Genomic DNA, 17,961 nt, shown 5'->3' with positions numbered 1-17,961 from the left:
ATTTTTAATTAAAAGATATAAAAAGTGCCAAAAAATATTTTTTGGCACTTTTCGTACTCAGTTAACTATGTCTTAATTATAACAATCATTAACTTATAATATCCATCTTATTAATAGTAAATTATAAACTTTTTTTCATTCTTAAAAAATTAATTAAGTACTTGTTTAGTATTTAATATCTTGATAAATTGGAAATCTTGCTAATAAATCACGAACTTTAGTTTGGTTAAGAACTAAATTGTGGTCACTATAATCTGTTAAGACACTAATAATAATTTTACCTAATTCTAAAAATTCTTGTTCTTTAAAACCTCTGGTTGTCATCGCGGGAGTTCCTAAACGAATACCGCTTGTAACAACTGGGGTTTCTTGGTCAAAAGGAATCATATTTTTATTAGAAATAATTCCAATTTTTTGCAGAATTTCTTCAGCTTGGGCACCAGTTAAATTAAAACTAGTTTTAACATCAATCATTAGCAGATGATTATCAGTTCCGTTAGAGATTACCTTGCAATTATTGTCAATAAATACTTGGGCTAAAGTTTTGGCATTATTAATTATTTGTTGTTGATAAATTTTAAAATCAGGCTCCAGCGCTTCTAAAAACGCTTGGGCTTTTCCCGCAATCACATGTTCTAGTGGTCCACCCTGATTACCAGGAAAAACAGCACTATTAATTTTTTTAGCTCATTGTTCCTTACAAAGAATTAATCCCCCGCGTGGCCCGCGTAAAGTTTTATGGGTTGTTGAAGTGACAACATCCGCATATGGAATTGGACTGGGATGTAACCCGGCAGCAATTAAACCAGCAATATGGGCAATATCAACCATAAAATAAGCTCCTACTTTGTCAGCAATTTCTTTAAAACGTTTAAAATTAATTTCCCGCGAATAAGCACTTGCTCCCGCCACTATTAGTTTAGGTTTTAATTCAAGGGCTTGTTTTTCAATGGCATCATAATCTAGCATTTCGGTTTCCGGATTAACTCCATAGCCATGAAAATTATATAATTTACCCGAAAAATTAACTTTGTGGCCATGAGTTAAATGACCACCTGCTGATAAATCCATTGCTAATACCGAATCACCGGGATTTAATAAAGCAAAATAAGCAGCAGCATTAGCTTGGCTCCCAGAATGAGGTTGGACATTCGCATGATCAGCCCCAAAAATTTTCTTAATTGTATCAATTGCTAGCTGTTCAATTTCATCAATGTATTCACATCCTCCATAATATCTTTTATGCGGATAACCTTCACAATATTTATTAGTTAATATTGAACCAACTGTAGCTAAAACAGCTTCAGAAACATAATTTTCTGAAGCAATTAATTCAACATGATCTTGTTGACGCTTTAATTCTAAATTCATTAAATTTTTAATCTTGGGATTTATTATTTTAGTCATTTCACACCTCTTTCTCTTTTCTAATATTGTAAATTAAAAAAGAAAAAATAGTAAAGATTTATTTACTATTTTGTAGAATTATTTAATCCATTTGGAAAACAACGGAAAGTAATGATTACTCCAGCAATTCCCAAGATACCAATAATTGGGGTTAAGATTATTAAAAAAACAGTTCCAACCCGGGTTTGATAAAATGCTTTGGCATAGTCTAGGTGGTAAAAGTTAGCTGGTGTTGTTGATGTTAAACGGGTTTTTTCTTCTGTAGTTAACTTAATTGTATGTCCTTTATCATCTAATTGCGGAATTAACTTTCCATTTGTATCAACTTTAGCATGGACTAAAATTATTGCAAATTGACCTAAATATTGGTTAAAAGTGTCGGCTTTTTCCTGTGCTTTAACAGCATCCCAATGGGCAATTCCCTGATAATCACTAGCTTCTCAAAGTTGGATTTTACCATCAACCACTCGACAAGTTCCCTTTTTTACCAAGGTTTCATCACATTTTAATTCTTTTTGGCTTCCTTTAGCATTATAAGGAAAGGCATTAGAATGAGTTATTCATTGAAATTTTTGCGATAAATCTCATTTTCCAGTTCCTAAATAAAAATCTGTTTGTTGATAATTAGGGGCTAATAAATTACTAATTGCTTGGTGCTCTCCCAACCAAGCTAGTCCGCTCTCATAAAAAGCAGATGGTCCTAAATCTAGAGAAGAATAACTTTCATCTAATAATAAATCTGTCGCGACCGTATTGGGATCATCATAATATGTCCCAGTCGCGGGATTAATTCCAATTTTATTTTTTAGCGCAAACTGACTTATTATATCAGTATCAACAGTATATTTACCTTTTGGTAAAATTTCATCAATATAATCTTTAATACTATAAGCAAAATTGCGCGATTGCATCCCTAATCCATAGGCAGATAATCCTAAACCTAAACCTAACATTATTAAAAATAATATTATTGTTCATGATAAAATAAAATATTTAAATCGTTGCTTCAACATTTAGCTATTTCCTTTCTTCTAAACAACAAAAAAGTATTATTTATTTGATAAATAATACTTTTAACAAAATTTATTTTAAAAAATTCATAATTTCGTCATTAAAATAATAGTTAACTAACTATTTTAATTTTAAAATTAAATTTTTCCGAACGGTGCTTACTTTTACATTCAATAAATTTTATTAAAGTACTTTTGTGTTTTTATGGCATTAATTTTTATTCTAAGGTTATTAATTTAAAATATTGTCAAAATAGTTCTATTTAATCTCTCACTTTTATAAATAAAACTATTTTAATTAAAACATAAGATAAATATAAATGCAATTAAAGCAACCCTATAATTTTTTCGCATATTTATACCAAGTTCGTTTTACTCATCGTCGCGCATAAATTAGTGAACGGGTAATTGGATCACCTGTTGTTCCTAAATAGATTAATATTAATCCGAGAGTGCCCGTTACTTTGAAACCACTAATAATCATAAAAGCAAAGGCATCTTGTCAAATAAACATTGAAAAGATTGAAACAATTAAGGGGAATCACACGTCATTGGCTGCTCAAAGTGCTCGTAAAATTGTTAAATTAACCGTATCACAAGTCATTTTAAAAACAAGAATCAAAAATAAATAATACCCACAATTATTAATTAAGTTTGTTGGCATATTAAAAATTTTTAGTAACGGGTAAGTTAAAGCTAAGATAATTAGACTACCAACAAAAGAAACATAGGTGGCAAATTTTCAACATTGAATCCCATATTGATATGCCCCTTCTTTATCATCTTCACCAATTTTGTTAGCAACTAAAACAGAACAAACGGTTGCTAATGCTTGGGTAAAAACAGTGGCATACTGAATAACAGTACTTACCGCTCGGTTGAGACTTAATAATTCATCGCCCAGTTTCGCAATTGCCATTTGGTTAATTAAATTAGCGACATTTCAAATTCCCATTTCAGCAGCAATTGGAACCCCTAAAAAAACAGTTTCTTTAATAAATTTTAACTTAATCTTTTTAAAAAAATGATGGCCATTTTGATAATTAATATATTTTAAGTTAAAACCTAACATATAAAACAATTGGAAAACTCCCGCAATCACAATAGCAAAAGCTGTATATAAAATATTAATTTTAAAAACAAATAACATTAAAGTAACAATAATAATATCAATAATATTAGAAATAATTGCCCCAATCATAACATGACGGTTATGTTTACAAGCTTGTAAACCACTAATGAAAACCTGGGTAATACTCATTACAATCATTCTTAATAATAAAAAGCGATAATATTGAATTGCAAATTGTAACTCATTAATGTTAGTGCCAGGAATATTTGTATCCTGCGCACTTAAAGCTGACAATAAGAACGGAGCAATCATAAACATAATAAATGCTAAGCAAGTACAAATTAAAAAGTTAACAACCAACCCTGAGACAATTACATCTGATAATTCATTTTCCCGTTGCTGACCAATTAAATTACCACAGACAATTAAAGTTCCAGAGGCAATTAAACTCGGGGTAAATTGTAGAAAGTTAAAAGCAATTGTTGCTTTTGTAACAACAGGAAAATACAGTCCATCAACATACCAACTAATAACCACGGTATTAATTTGGATAATTAAAACATTAAAAAATAATTGTAAAAAAATTGGAAATGTTAACTTCCAAATAAGTTTGGCATCTTTAATTTTTAATTTAGCAAAAAAAAGATTTTTGTCCTTTCCTGGCAATTTTGGTTCTTGTTGTTCAAACGTATTCACAATCGCTAAATCCTACTCTAATAATTACTAAGAATATTTTATCTTTTTTCTAAAAAATTAATAGGAAATCACCTTAATTTTTAACAAAAAAAATAAAAAATTAAGTGACTGATTGGATCAAATATATCAAGGCGGCTAGAGCAATCGCCCCTGATAAACAAGCAAAAAATAATCACAAATTACGTTTAATACGATTCGCTAAGCTTAAATTACTCTCCGCCACAAATCCCGCATTAATCCGCTTATTTTTAGCATAAATATGGAAAATTGTGCAAATTACCCCAATAATTGTAAAAACAATTAAAATAATTAACGATATCAAAACTTCTAGCTTCATTCAGTTACGCTCCTTGGTTTTTTTCCTCGATTGCTGCCTTAATTTCATAAGCATACACTAATTCGTCTTTCCATTTAATATTAACACTATTATTTAATAATACAATTTTAGCGGGATCAGTTTCTGGAATTTCATCGGTAAGTACAAAATAAAGATACCCACTTTGAAATAATTTTGGTTTTTGAATAATAATTTCTTTAATATCACTAATTTTAATCTTAACATCCCGTTTTTTATGCAAACCAAAAGTAACAACCCCCCGGTTTTTAATAACAAGGTTATCATCTTCAATATTAACAAATGCTTTCCCATATTCACTTTCAAATCATCAATGACGCTTTTTCATTTATCCCAGTCCTTTATTTAATAAAAATAGCAAGTATTTAAAATACTTGCTATTTAATTATTGTTATTTTTGAATACTATTTTTTTCTTTACGGAATTTTCCAAAAATAGTAAGTACGGTTTTTTTGTATAAACCTTCTTTTTGTAATAGTAATGAAGTATATATTAATGATTGTACTACAGTTCCGATTAACATTGCAATAATGTATCAAAGAATTCCAATATAGTTACCCGCAGTATCAGTTACCCCGCCAAATAGGGCAATGATGAATGAACCTCACGCTCCAACGTGTCCAGCAACATTGAAGGCAAAGGCTAACGCTCCGGCCACAGCTGAACCAACAACATTTGCAACAATTGTTCGTCATGTATCACGAGCTGCAAACGGAATTGCTGATTCTGAAATTCCCATAAATCCTAATAGTCAAGCATTTCAACCTAATGATTTTTCTTGGGCGGTAAATAATTTTCTCCCCAAAACAGTTGATGTTAAGGCACATCCTAATGGGGCAATTGGAATCGCAGCAGCAACCGGTCCCATTAAACGACCATGGTCTTGCACCATCATTGAAGTTGCTACTAGTACGGCAATTTTATTGATTGGTCCTCCCATGTCAAAACCAACCATTGCTCCTAAGATTAAACCAACTAAGAAACCAATGTTAGGGTGAATTCCCATTCAACTTAAACCATAATCTAAACCACCCATGACATATCCAAAGGGAGCAGCTAATAAGAATGCTGTTGGAATTGCCACGATTGCGGTACAGAATAATGGAATAATAATAATTGGCATAATTGGTGCTAATCATTTTGGTACTTTTCATGAATTAACATATTTTACTAGGTATCCACAAATTAATCCGGCATAGATAGCCCCAAATAATGTTCATGAGTTATTAGCATTTCCTTAGAATGGTTGATGAGCATCAATAACTCCTCCATTCAAGTTTAACGCTCCATTAAAGTCTCACCATAATCCTGATCCAGGATTAACTAACATATAAGTGACAATCATTGCTGGGGCAATGGCTGGTCTTCCCGCAATTGAGAAGGCAATATAACCTCCCATAATTGGGATCATTAAACCAAAACCAATATTGGCAATATTGTTAATAATCATTAACACATGCGCCATTTGCAATAAGTTAAAGTTTTTTGTTGCTCCTCAATCTGCTAACGTAATAACATGGCCATCCGCTGCAGTTTGGCCAATATTTCATGATGAACCAAAGCCAAAGCCATCACCATAAGTTCCCTTCGCAATTCCTGACATAATCGCAAAACATAATCCCGCAAACACAACGAACGGAATCATGTACGAAACCCCACTTAATAAGTGTTTTAAGATGGCTGGTTTCCCCCGTCCAGAGTTAGCAATAAAGTCAGAATTATCATTACTTTCTCCGTAAATATAACCTTTTGCTAAAGCATCTTTAATTACTTTTTCAGCATCTTTAACAACGGGGGCAGTTCCACAGGGATAAACTTTTTTCCCAATAAAACGGTCCATATCAATTCCCACATCATTTGCCAAAATAACAACTTCTGCTTCATCAAGCATTTTTTTCGGAATTTCGTATTCTAATCCCTTTTGTCCTTGACATTCAATGTGGATATTATATCCCATTTTTGCCCCAGCTTGTTCTAGGAGTTCTTTACACATATAGGTATGAACAACCCCAGTTGTACAAGCTGAAACTCCAACAATTGTTTTACCAGTTGGAACTACTTTTTTACTTTGTTTAACATCACTACCCATTAATGTTAAAACTTCTTGTGGTGTTTTGGCATGTTTTAAATTATCACGAAAACCTTTATCCACTAATTTAACTGAAATTGAACTTAACACATCTAAGTGAAGTTCTGTTGCCTTATCACCAGGAATAATAATTGCAATGGCAATTTTTGTTGGTTTACCATCCATTGATTTTCAATCAACCCCATTTGCCATTCGTAAGAACAAAATTGCTGGTTTTGTAACTTCCGGAATTAATGCATGGGGAATGGCAAAGCCATCTTCAAACCCAGTTGATGATTCACTTTCTCGTTTTGTAAATCCAGCAACCAGAGCTTCAACACTAGTAACATACCCTAATTTAAAAGCTAATTCCGCCAATTCTTGGAAAGCTTCTTGTTGACTTTTTGCCTTTGATTCTAAAACAATATGCGATTCATTAAATAATTTATGATCTATTTCCATTCTGTATTTCTCCTTTCAAATGAATTATGCGCTTTTTTTTTTTTTTTTGCAATACTTTTTTTGGTTAATTATATTAAATTGGAAAAAAATATATTATTTTTAAATTTTAATATTTATGAATTTTTTTATTATTTTTTAGCAAATAAAAAAGTAAAACCTATTTTAACATTGGTTTTACTTTAACTTTATCTTGCAAAACATCATTCGTATCCTTATGAATTAACGGTGAAATTGCGCGGTAGGTAATATAAATAATTGCCGAGTTAAAGAGAATTTTAACCGGGGCCATTGCTAAACGGGAGATCATTGTTACTCCATAACCATCAGTTCCCGAATTCTTATTCTGGGACACTGTTAGGAAGGCAATATCTCCCCAGGCGGAGATTAGCGTGGTTACTCAGTATTCGTTAATAACAGCTAACATAATAACGGCGACTAAGTCTCAATAGTGTTGTTTATTTTTATCAAAATAACGGTACACAAACATAATAATTCAAATAATTACTAATGAAGCCCCGGTTCCAATTGCAATAATATAAACTAAGACATCTTTATTAGTTTTTAAACCGGCAAATAATTCAATCGTATCAACGGGTGAATATCATGTCATCAGACTGGCAAAAGTTCCAAACACAATAATAAAAATATTAGTTAATAAAAATAAAACTCATTTCCGTTGACCAACTGCACGGTTTAAAGAAGAAACACAACCCGAAATAAACCCAAACGAAGCAATTACAATAATATAAGCCACATGGACATAAGAAGGAACAAATAACATTACAATCATATCAGTAACTACCCCTGATAATAATCCGACAATTGGTCCAAAAATAAAGCCACTAATCTTGACCATTAGTCCCTCAAAAGCAATCCTAATCGGTGGGAACACTGTGATTGGCACGGTTACTGAAATTATAATTGTGACAGTTGCAGAAACTGCTGATAGCATTGTGATATAAGCAATATTTTTAGTTGTAAATCGAATTCCATGGTATTTTTTCGGATTAATTAAAAAATATAACCCATTATATACACAATAAACTAAAAAAAGGACCCCGACTACTGCACTAGCAAAGTAAGCCATCTTGTTACTATATAATATTTTTGATATGTCACTAAAACTCGCTAATAAGCTCATAGTCGCCTCTCAATCCTTTATTCTTTAGCACTCGCATAATAATCCTAAATAATTCATGTAATTATTATACCTTACATTTTTCAATCAATAGACTTTTTTTTGTTTTTTATTAATAGTGCATTAATTTGTTGAAAAAAATGTTGATCTTTAAATAAGTGGTAACTAAACGGTGAGGGATGAGCTCCCTTAATAATATTATCTTTATTTTTAATATATGGAGCAAAATTTTGCGCATAACTACCCCATAAAACATAAATAATGTCATCACGAATTTCATTTAAATAAATTAATAAATTAGTACTAAATTCTAACCAGCCAATATCCTTATGACTTAGTGGTGATTTTTCAACGACTGTACAAATTGTATTGTATAAAAAAACACCCTGTTTGACTCAGCCAATTAAATTACCACTTTCAAAATGGTCAATATTTAAATCTTTTTGTAATTCTTTAAAAATATTAACCAAACTAGGTGGCAATTTAACACCATCATTAACACTAAAAGATAACCCATTTGCTTGCCCTTTATTGTGATAAGGATCTTGCCCAATAATTACTACTTTAATTTTGCTTGGAGTAATTGTATTAAACAACGCTAAAATATTTTCTTGGGCAGGATAGCATGTTTTGGTTTGGTATTCTTTTTGAATTGTACTAACTAATTTAATAAAATAAGGTTTTTTGCTTTCTTGTTCAAAGAATGGTTTTCATTCTGACAAATATTTAAGTCACATTTTATTTCTCCTTATCTGTTTACCTTTATTATATAATTATTATAATCAAAGAAAGTAAAAATAATGAGGTTTCCTATGAATATTGTTAAAAACCCTGATCTCTTAACATCCCAAACAATTATTAAAAAATCAAAATTTATTTGTTTATTAAAAACTGTGGATACAGAAGCAGCAGCCCAGGCTTTTTTAGCAACCCATCAGGATTTGAGTGCAACCCACAACTGTTATGTTTATATTATTGGTAAAAATAAGGATATCATCCGCAAAAATGATGATGGAGAACCAACTAATACCGCTAGTAAGCCAATGCTAGAAGTATTAAATCACCACAACTTAACAAACATTGTTTGTTTAACTATCCGTTATTTTGGTGGAATTAAATTAGGAGCCGGTGGCTTAATTAGAGCTTATGCCCATAGTGTTAGTGAAACTTTAAAACAAGTAACCATTGCTGAATATCTCCACCAAACCTCTTTAACAATTAATTTTCATCTTGCCAAAAGCAAGCTGGTTGATGAAATTTGTCGAAATTATTTAATTACTAATATTAAAAAAAGTTATCATGCTGATAACGTTAAATTAACTGGAATTGTAGATGAGAAGAATAAGGACGAACTAACAAGGACCTTAAATCTTAACCAATTATCTTATCACTTTTCTTAGCATATAAATAATTAATATTCTTATGCATGGCCACAAAACGTTTTTCATATTCCGTTGGAATATTATTATCTAAATATTTACTACTATATAAATCATTAGTATAATCAATAATATTTCAGTGATTTTCTTGGAAGGTAGTTAATGAAAAAGCAAACAAATTATCATTATCAGTTTTAAAATGAATTTCACCATCATTTTGTAAAATATCTTGGTACAAAGCTAAAAAGGGCTTACTTGTTAAACGCCGATTTTGATGGCGTTTTTTTGGCCACGGATCAGAAAAATTTAAATATATTTTGTTAATCTCATTGTTAGCAAAGATATCCTTTAATTTAATAGCATCATAGGATAATAATTTTAAATTCCCTAAATTTTCAGCTACCAGTTTTTTTAAGGCAATAACTAAAACGGATGGATATTTTTCAATCCCCACATAATTTTGATTAGGGTTCGCCTTGGCTAAATTAATAATAAAATCACCCTTACCAGTTCCAATTTCAATATTTAGAGGCTTGTCATTTTTAAAAACTTCCGAAGTTCAATGTCCTCGGTACTGTTCAGGATGAGCAATGCAAAATTCAGGATGGTCATTAAGATATTCATTTGCCCATGGTTTATTTCTTAAGCGCATTTTTATCTCCTTTCGTAAGATTCTTTAATAATAAATAACGGACTTCATTGTTAATTGTGGTTTGTGGTTCTTCAAAATAACCAAATAAATTTCCTAACATATAATTAATTCCAAATTCATTAAGTTTTTTATAAGTTAAGTAACTATTTACTTGGGGAGCAACTAAATTAATTCCTAATTTCTTTGCTAATAAAATGAGGTCTTTAATTAATTCTTGGTTATGTAAATGGATAAACATTTCGCGGATAACTTCTGGGGCGATTAGACCAAATTCTGGTTGATAGTGATATAAACTAGTAACATCCGTATTATCACTTCCTAAATTTTTAACCGCAATACTAATACCTAACTTGCGAATTAACGCTAAGTTTTTAGTAAATAATTTAGTATTAAAACTTGGTTCTTTTAAATCAAAAGTTAAGATTAAATTCGACGGTTTAATTTTTAACTCAATTAATTTAGTGGCAAATTTTTTTAAGTTAAACATTTCACTAGCAATAAAGTTTGCTGAATAAGATATAAAGACTTTTCGTTCCAGATAATCATTTAATTTTTTAAAATTCTTAATATTTAAAGCAGCATTAAAACGGGATAAAATATGTTGCTCAGTTTTTAAGAAGACATTTTTTAAGTCATTATCATAAAATGATTCTAATGTTGACCCATTCACAAGATTACTAGTATAGTTAAATTCAACTTGGTAGTTATCTTCAACATTAATAACAGGATAAAATAAACTAATAATTTTTTCAAGATTAGTTGATTCATTTAAAGCTAAAATATTTCTTTTTTGGGTTTTGATCTCACGAATTTCAGCAATATCGGCAAAAATTACTTGGTTTTCATATTCAATATTATTACGGTTATCAGCCGTGGTAATATTATATTCTTTTAACTTCTCTAAATTGTTTGATTGAATTCCATAAATTGAAGCATATCCTTGTAATTTAATAGTAATCTTATAATTATGTAAGGCAAAAGTGGTGTTAACTTTTTCTAAAAGGTTTTCAAATTTTTTTAAAACATCATCAGCGGGACGCTGTTTAAGCCGGTTATTTTCTAATAAAGTATTAATTTCTACTTTTAAATTCTTATCAAACGGTAAGAAAATCCCAAAATGGTTTAAACTAGCTTTAAAAAATAACACATCATCATTTTGCCATTGGTTAAAAACTTGGCGGGCAACAACATCAATAATTTTATTTTTGATATTTCCACTGACAATTTTATCTAATTTATTAATATTATTAATTTCAAAGGTAAAGTAAACGCCCCGTTGTATTTTCTGGCGATTAATTAAATCATAAATTGCCTCATGGGCTAATGCCTCACGAATGTAAGTTGTCCGATCATATTCAATGATATTTTGTAATTTAATCGCATGTTCATAAATTACTTCAATAATTCATTCAATCCCATAGCCAAGATAACTAAAGGCAATTCAAATTAAAACATTTAATTCTTCAACTAAGCCCTTGGTAAAGGAATCACTTTGATGGGTAGTTAATGTTACAATTGACACTAGAATAAAGGAAATTAAAGTAATTAATGATCACATTGTTCACTGTGTTCATTTTAAATATGACCCAATAATTGTGACAATAATAGCAATAATAAACAAAACAAAATAAATTAAAATACTAGCAGTTCCGGATAATTGAACAAATTCAATATTAGTTGCTGGAATTAAAACAAAATTCCCTAGTAAGATAATAGTCAAATATAAAATAATTGAAATTCATGAAATAAAAACACTAATAATTCACCCTAATAAAACAGGTAAATAAACGGTGGCAATATTTTTATCAATATCTTTGACAAAATAAGGAATTAAGCCCTGGGCGAGAACAACTAAAATTCCAAATAGTCCCCCAATAATTAACTTATAATATAAGGCAAACCGCGTAAAATAATTTCGAACTAACCCTCAGGTAAACATATAGATAATAGAAAAAATTCCAATAAAAAATAAGTAAACAAATATTGTATTTAGTATATTACCCATTTTATTACCACCTCAGTTATTTCTAACGTTATTATTATATCAAGAATCTTTTTGAAAAAGGGCCCAAAATAAAAAAATGGTGGAGATGGCGGGAATTGAACCCGCGTCCACAAACAGTTTCCAATCATCTTCTACAGTTTAGTTTTATCAGTTTTGGTTCATTATAAGATAATAGGACAAAACAACTAACCTTATAACTAGATAATTATTTTTAAAGATTATAACATTATCAATTATAATCCCGATTAGATTAATTTTCTTCTACATTAGCTCATTAATAATCTACAATTAATAACACTAACGATTAGCCAAAACTCTAACAGCGAGTACTAAGCGGCTAACATTGCCCCAGCAAATTGATTGTTCATCATAAATGCTGGCATTGCAATTTTGTCTTGTTTTTCTTTTTTGTTTGCGTTTCTTCAAACCTAGAAGCATTATAGTCTGCCAAACTACTGCCGATGAAATTCTACCATTCCTGTCGAAGCCAAGACATCCCCGTACTTATAGTATACTTAAAATTAATTAATTTTTCAAGATGGTCGTGCAGGTTAGAAATAAAAAGAATTTTTAACTAATAAGTTAAAAATTCTTTTTCATATCCTATTTTAAGATATTATTCACACCAATATCTAGCATTACTGTTGCTGTCATATTATCGTTTGTTTCAAAAGAAATTGTTGGATCATTTTTCGATGTTACTTTTAATTTTAAATTCTCAATTTTAAGACGCACATCCTTAACTGTTTCATTTAAAATATCATCAATATTATTTGCAACCTCTCAGTTTTTACCATCCTTGGTAATTTCAAAAACACTTTTTCCTGATAAAATTGTTAAATTATTATTAGTAATTTCATCATTATTGAAACCTTGTTGTGCTAATAACTCCGGTATTAATGAATTAACTAATTTAGTTAACGGAATTGGGACGGGAATTGTCGGAATGATACTTCCTAAATCAATCTTTAAAAAAACATCTTTTGTCAGATCATGGTTAAGAAGTTGGTTAAAAAGATCTTTTCCCATTTTATTAATATTTTTATTCCCTAAATCAATATCACCACAATCTCACTTAATTTGATAAGTTTCTCATCCCCATAGTGGTATTTTTATCATGGCAGCTAATTTAAATGGTGCAGTAATCTTTGAACTTTCCCCAGTTGTTGTCTGCCAAGGTTGGAATAAATTATGCACAATGCTATCAAGATTAGTAGTTATTGGGTGTTTTACTTGGGAATTAATTTTTGTAAAACCATCATTATTAATATCAGTTGGTTTTTTAAATAAATATTGGATTAGTGACAAAATAAGATTATTGTGGCTTTCCGCCTTTTGAGATAGCAAGAAATTATGGAAATGAATTAAATCAGGAGCCAGGGCATTAATAATATCCCCAACATTTCCACTAATTTTAATTTTTACCCGGGAAGCTACTTCAAAAGTTTCATCAAAAGTAATCTTCATTATATCACCAATCGCAGGTAGTCTAGTTAATTGGTTAGTAAATTCTGTCCATTGTTTTTGATTAGGATCCGCACTTGCAAATGTGGTGGGGATTGTTGTGGGTAATTTGCCAAGGTTAACCAAACTAGGAATTAACCCCAAGATTGTTTTTAAGGGCATTTTTGCTCCATTAAAATTTAATTTAAGATCTGTTAGTCGTGAAATTGAACCTGAGGTTTTTTCATTAAGATTTTTTCACAGATTTTTAGCGTCATTAATTTCTTTAGTTAAAAAATTAACTGTAAAAACTGATTGCTTTGTATCGGATGCGGCAATTGCTGCACCATTATGTAAAACCGAAACATTAACCTTCCCATTATTAACTTCTGTACCACTTACATTAATCGGTTGATAAGTTTCATTGTCTAAAACAACTTCATAATTTTTGTCAAGCGGTAACTGGTTAGTAATTACTTGTTTAAGGTCTTCTACTTTTAAACTTTGATAATTTGTTGAATTAAATAATAACGGGTTATCAACTGTTCATTTAGTCAATTTTTTAATAATTTTGCCATCTTTATCAAAAATTGGATTAACCACCGGATCTTCTTTAGTTTTGTTGCTTATTGAACCGGGGTTACAAGCTAAAATTGTTGAAGCACTACTAGTTGTAATAGTTAATGCTCCTAAGCAGGCTAAAAGTTTTTTCATTGTATATTCCTCCTTATTAATTAAACTTTTATTTAAAGATAAGGAAAAATTAATTTAACATCACTTGAAATCATCCCTTTTTATAAAGTCATTTTAATTTCAGAGGATTATCAGTTGTAATGGGAGATTCTTTTTTTAAACAACTATCATTATTAAGAAGCATTAAAACATAAATCAATAATCAGATGCTATCCTCTGTAATCTTTCATCTTTGCAAAAACTCTTGGTGATGTTGTTCTAAGAGCATTTCATATTTTAAACTATTGATATCAAATAAAATCTGAAAAAGAATCTGAATCCCATCTGTTAAAAAAATTAACTGTATTTTATGGCGAATAACTAAATAATGCCCTTGTGGTTGATAAGAAATTAACCACATTATTAATTTTAATAAGGATACTTGAAAATATAATTTAATCTTATTATTAAAATTAAATAATACTAACCACCCAATAATTAAATAAATCATTCCTAAAAACATTCCATCGCGCATAAACGACGCAGGTAATTGCAAGACAAAGTAAATTATTAATTTATAAATAAAATTAATAATAATAAATAAAATAAAACAAAATAAAAGTAAATAGCGATCCTTGTGGTTTTGGACAAATCAATAGACCATTGTTGTATATAAAACCGAAATTGTAAAAAATGCTTGAATATTAATTTCCAAATTAAAAATCAAGATAGTATCATAATAGGCTAAATAATTAAATAATAGGTATAAAACTAATAAAATTATAAAATGTAATAAATGAAAAACAAAAGGACGGTAGTAAAAACCTTGACTAATTATTGTACCATGCCGTTTTTTTGAAATTGTTAAAAATAATAAACGAAAATAGCCAAAAATATAACTTATTAAAATAATCTTAACTAACAATAAGAATAATAAAGCATATAAGTTAAAATTAACTAATCCATTAGCCATTTTTTTTAACCCCTTTTATTTTAAAATTTTGTTTTTTCATATTTTATAAATTAATTATATCTGTTAAATTAAAAAAATAATAAAAATTTTTTAACAAAATTATTCTTCATAACAATAATTAACTTGTTTAAAAAGATTAGTAATATTATTAATTGCCATTTTAATTTCTGCAATAAATTTTTTAATGGTATCATTATAAAACTTTTGATATTTATTAATAAAATTTTTTAATTTTGGAAGAATTAAAGCTAACTGATTTAATAAAATTTGTTTTTGATGAAGGAATTTTATTTTTAAGGTCAGTAAAATAATTGAATATGTTTTATTTAAAGAAATATTATGATCAAAGGACCTTGTTTCTGTAGTTTGGGAATCATTTAACAACTCTAATTTATTAATTTCCAAATCTAAATTATTAAGATTATAATTTAAATTGTTGATTAATTGCTGGTTTTTATCTAATTTTATTTTTAATTTAAGAATATTTGAAGTATCTTTAAAATAATTTTTTAAATTAAAAGCAAGATATTCTTGTTTAATTTGCCAATATTTATTCGCTAATGTTATTTTTAAGTTTCAATCTGTTGTTGCTTGTATTGCTTTATAAATGTTTGATTTTGTTAATAATATTGCTAACTTATTTTTAGTACTTTTAAAAACATAATATTGCATTTTAATTTCATCTAAATCATGGTTTAAATTAAAATTAACTTTGGTATTTTTAATATTAATATTTTTGTTTAAATTAATTTCTTGTGTTTTTAATTTATGTAGTTTTAAATCTAATTCCGTTATCTTTTTATAGTGAAGAATATCCACAATTTTTTCAACATCCATCATATTCACCTAGCGGGTATTATTATCAATATTACTGTTATTTTTCTTAATTAAATTAACTTTTTCATTAAAAACTTCAATAACTAAAAATATAATTTCTTTTTCATTTTGAAAAATTTTTTTTGAAAAATCCAACTCATCTTCTTCTGGTTCAGGGTGTGAGTTCTCATGATAGTCTTTAAATAATCTCTGAATTTCTGCTAATAAAATTTCATTATTAATATTTTCTTTTAAAATCTCAAGGTCAAAAATAGGAAAAATAGTCTTTTTAAATTCGGAATAATTTTTATTTTTTTCATTAGAAGATAAACATATAATATTTTTAACATTATTTAGCAAGTTCGTGATACTCATAATCCCATTACTTCCCATTAAATCTTTTGATGATTCTGTTGTAGGATTACTTTGAAAAACTAATTGTGTTATTGAATCAAGTCTATTAAAATTGCCTTTTAAAGTTTGCAATATTTTCTTTTGCATGAGTTCTCACTTAATAAAAAATGAATTATTATGAGTTACATGTTCTTTGCGTTGATACTCAAAAGAGTTAAAAATTGAAGAAATCTTGATAATTTCTTGAGATGTTGCATTTGTAAGCAAATTAAAAATACTTGCTTTAAATCTAAAATACTCATTTTTTTTAATAAATACTAAATTTTCTTTTTGCATGAAAATTTGCTCGATTGCAGTTGTCTTAATGCTACTAATTTGCGATAATTCGTGGAACAACTCTAATTTAAAATCAGCAAAAGCTTTGAAAGATTGTTGATCAAGAATTTCCAACGAAATTAATTCATTTAAAATCAACATAGTTTCTTCTTTTAATTTTAGGTTGATTTCTTCCAAGATAAATAAACTAGCAGGGGGGTTGGTGTTGATACTCATATAAATAGTCCTTTCTTTAAATAAAAAATGCCATAAAAATCAAAGACTTTTATGGCATTTTAAATGCTCTATCATTATTTGTTAACTTAATTATATAAGAAAAAAGAAAATTAAAAACGAAAAGCAAGCAATTATTTTAAACATTTAATTTGTTTAAATCATAAGTTTTAATTTATTCTTAGTTTTCTAATATTTTTAATAATTATTTTACTTAAAAGTGATATATTAATTATTAAGAAAAGGAGAAAAACTAATGATAAAACAATTTACTGACAAAAACTTAAATAACCAAAACACTTATGTAGTTTCTAACAATAACAATGCGATTATGATTGATGCCTCTACTAGTGTTGAAGAAGCAATTCAATATCTTTTGGATAATAATCTTAACTTGCATGCCCTAATTATTACCCATGGCCACTGGGATCATTTAATTGGTTTAAATACTTTGTTAGCAAAATTTCCAAATGTTAAGGTTTATATTAATGAATGGGATAAAATTTCCTTAACTTCAACAGAGCACAATTTATCAAAATACCGTCAAATTAATTTTACTGTTACTGAACCAATTAATAATTTAATCCCCCTTCAGGGTTCAAAAAATATTTGTGAAATTGGCTATGAAATTCAGTTAAAACATATTCCGGGGCATACCCCAGGCAGCCAATATATCTTAATTAAAGAATTACAGGCAATTTTTATTGGCGATACTATTTTTAAAGACAAAATTGGTTTTCATGATATTCCATATTGTGATATTGAATATTTTAAAAATTCATTAATCCAAATTATGATGCTAGATGATGAACTGGTGGTTTATCCTGGCCACCATGAAAGATTTTTGTTAAAAGAAGCAATTAAAAATAATGATGAGTTAAATAAGTTTCTACAAGTTAAATAAATTATA

The 17,961-nt window shown here is 28.6% G+C and carries 17 protein-coding genes and 1 other RNA gene; 2 read left to right on the top strand and 16 right to left on the bottom strand.

Annotated elements, in window-relative coordinates; all coding sequences use genetic code 4:
* Positions 1–165 precede the first annotated feature (165 nt).
* From glyA to QPK10_RS02590, 9 genes are all read right to left on the bottom strand, one after another.
* On the bottom strand, positions 166–1,407 hold the full coding sequence (gene glyA / locus QPK10_RS02630; RefSeq protein ID WP_368486484.1) for a serine hydroxymethyltransferase: 1,242 nt from the start codon (positions 1,405–1,407) through the stop codon (positions 166–168).
* Positions 1,408–1,472: 65 nt separating this feature from the next.
* On the bottom strand, positions 1,473–2,420 hold the full coding sequence (locus QPK10_RS02625) for a hypothetical protein (RefSeq protein ID WP_368486483.1): 948 nt from the start codon (positions 2,418–2,420) through the stop codon (positions 1,473–1,475).
* Positions 2,421–2,754: 334 nt separating this feature from the next.
* Positions 2,755–4,185: an MATE family efflux transporter gene (locus QPK10_RS02620; protein WP_368486482.1), complete on the bottom strand. Its 1,431-nt coding sequence runs from the start codon at positions 4,183–4,185 to the stop codon at positions 2,755–2,757.
* Positions 4,186–4,285: 100 nt separating this feature from the next.
* On the bottom strand, positions 4,286–4,522 hold the full coding sequence (locus tag QPK10_RS02615) for a hypothetical protein (RefSeq protein WP_368486481.1): 237 nt from the start codon (positions 4,520–4,522) through the stop codon (positions 4,286–4,288).
* A gap of 4 nt (positions 4,523–4,526) precedes the next feature.
* Positions 4,527–4,868, bottom strand: coding sequence for a hypothetical protein (locus tag QPK10_RS02610; RefSeq protein ID WP_368486480.1), 342 nt, complete (start codon positions 4,866–4,868; stop codon positions 4,527–4,529).
* 63 nt (positions 4,869–4,931) lie between these two features.
* Positions 4,932–5,663, bottom strand: coding sequence for a hypothetical protein (locus QPK10_RS02605; RefSeq protein WP_368486479.1), 732 nt, complete (start codon positions 5,661–5,663; stop codon positions 4,932–4,934).
* A 114-nt stretch (positions 5,664–5,777) separates the two neighbouring features.
* On the bottom strand, positions 5,778–7,070 hold the full coding sequence (locus QPK10_RS02600; RefSeq protein ID WP_368486478.1) for a fructose PTS transporter subunit IIA: 1,293 nt from the start codon (positions 7,068–7,070) through the stop codon (positions 5,778–5,780).
* 157 nt (positions 7,071–7,227) lie between these two features.
* On the bottom strand, positions 7,228–8,211 hold the full coding sequence (locus QPK10_RS02595; RefSeq protein WP_368486477.1) for a hypothetical protein: 984 nt from the start codon (positions 8,209–8,211) through the stop codon (positions 7,228–7,230).
* Positions 8,212–8,282: 71 nt separating this feature from the next.
* On the bottom strand, positions 8,283–8,945 hold the full coding sequence (locus QPK10_RS02590; protein WP_368486476.1) for a uracil-DNA glycosylase: 663 nt from the start codon (positions 8,943–8,945) through the stop codon (positions 8,283–8,285).
* Between the two features lie 75 nt (positions 8,946–9,020).
* Between QPK10_RS02590 and QPK10_RS02585 the strand changes: the two genes are divergently transcribed.
* Positions 9,021–9,608 (top strand): YigZ family protein, encoded by a 588-nt coding sequence (locus QPK10_RS02585; RefSeq protein WP_368486475.1) that lies wholly within the window; start codon positions 9,021–9,023, stop codon positions 9,606–9,608.
* On the opposite strand, the gene trmB is transcribed toward QPK10_RS02585, so the two are convergent.
* From trmB to QPK10_RS02550, 7 genes are all read right to left on the bottom strand, one after another.
* Complete coding sequence (gene trmB, locus QPK10_RS02580; protein WP_368486474.1) at positions 9,580–10,239, bottom strand: tRNA (guanosine(46)-N7)-methyltransferase TrmB; 660 nt, start codon at positions 10,237–10,239, stop codon at positions 9,580–9,582. The genes QPK10_RS02585 and trmB overlap by 29 nt on opposite strands.
* Positions 10,223–12,244 carry an EAL domain-containing protein gene (locus tag QPK10_RS02575; protein ID WP_368486473.1) on the bottom strand — a complete coding sequence of 674 codons (2,022 nt, stop codon included), beginning with the start codon at positions 12,242–12,244 and terminating at the stop codon, positions 10,223–10,225. The genes trmB and QPK10_RS02575 overlap by 17 nt, the downstream gene beginning before the upstream one ends.
* Positions 12,245–12,321: 77 nt before the next feature.
* Positions 12,322–12,744, bottom strand: a transfer-messenger RNA (tmRNA) gene (gene ssrA / locus QPK10_RS02570).
* 103 nt (positions 12,745–12,847) lie between these two features.
* Positions 12,848–14,401 (bottom strand): hypothetical protein, encoded by a 1,554-nt coding sequence (locus QPK10_RS02565; RefSeq protein WP_368486472.1) that lies wholly within the window; start codon positions 14,399–14,401, stop codon positions 12,848–12,850.
* A 49-nt stretch (positions 14,402–14,450) separates the two neighbouring features.
* Positions 14,451–15,332 (bottom strand): hypothetical protein, encoded by an 882-nt coding sequence (locus QPK10_RS02560; protein WP_368486471.1) that lies wholly within the window; start codon positions 15,330–15,332, stop codon positions 14,451–14,453.
* Positions 15,333–15,431: 99 nt separating this feature from the next.
* Positions 15,432–16,169 (bottom strand): hypothetical protein, encoded by a 738-nt coding sequence (locus tag QPK10_RS02555; protein WP_368486470.1) that lies wholly within the window; start codon positions 16,167–16,169, stop codon positions 15,432–15,434.
* Positions 16,170–16,178: 9 nt separating this feature from the next.
* The gene (locus QPK10_RS02550; protein WP_368486469.1) at positions 16,179–17,054 is read right to left on the bottom strand and encodes a hypothetical protein; all 876 of its coding nucleotides are present in this window, start codon (positions 17,052–17,054) and stop codon (positions 16,179–16,181) included.
* Positions 17,055–17,307: 253 nt separating this feature from the next.
* On the opposite strand from QPK10_RS02550, the gene QPK10_RS02545 reads away from it, so the two are divergent.
* Positions 17,308–17,955, top strand: coding sequence for an MBL fold metallo-hydrolase (locus QPK10_RS02545; protein ID WP_368486468.1), 648 nt, complete (start codon positions 17,308–17,310; stop codon positions 17,953–17,955).
* Positions 17,956–17,961 lie beyond the last annotated feature (6 nt).

This window comes from Spiroplasma sp. DGKH1, from assembly GCF_040940205.1.
Lineage (GTDB): Bacteria > Bacillota_I > Bacilli_A > Mycoplasmatales > Mycoplasmataceae > Spiroplasma.
Note: the sequence above shows the minus strand (reverse complement) of the source record. Positions and strands in the feature narration are given on the sequence as shown.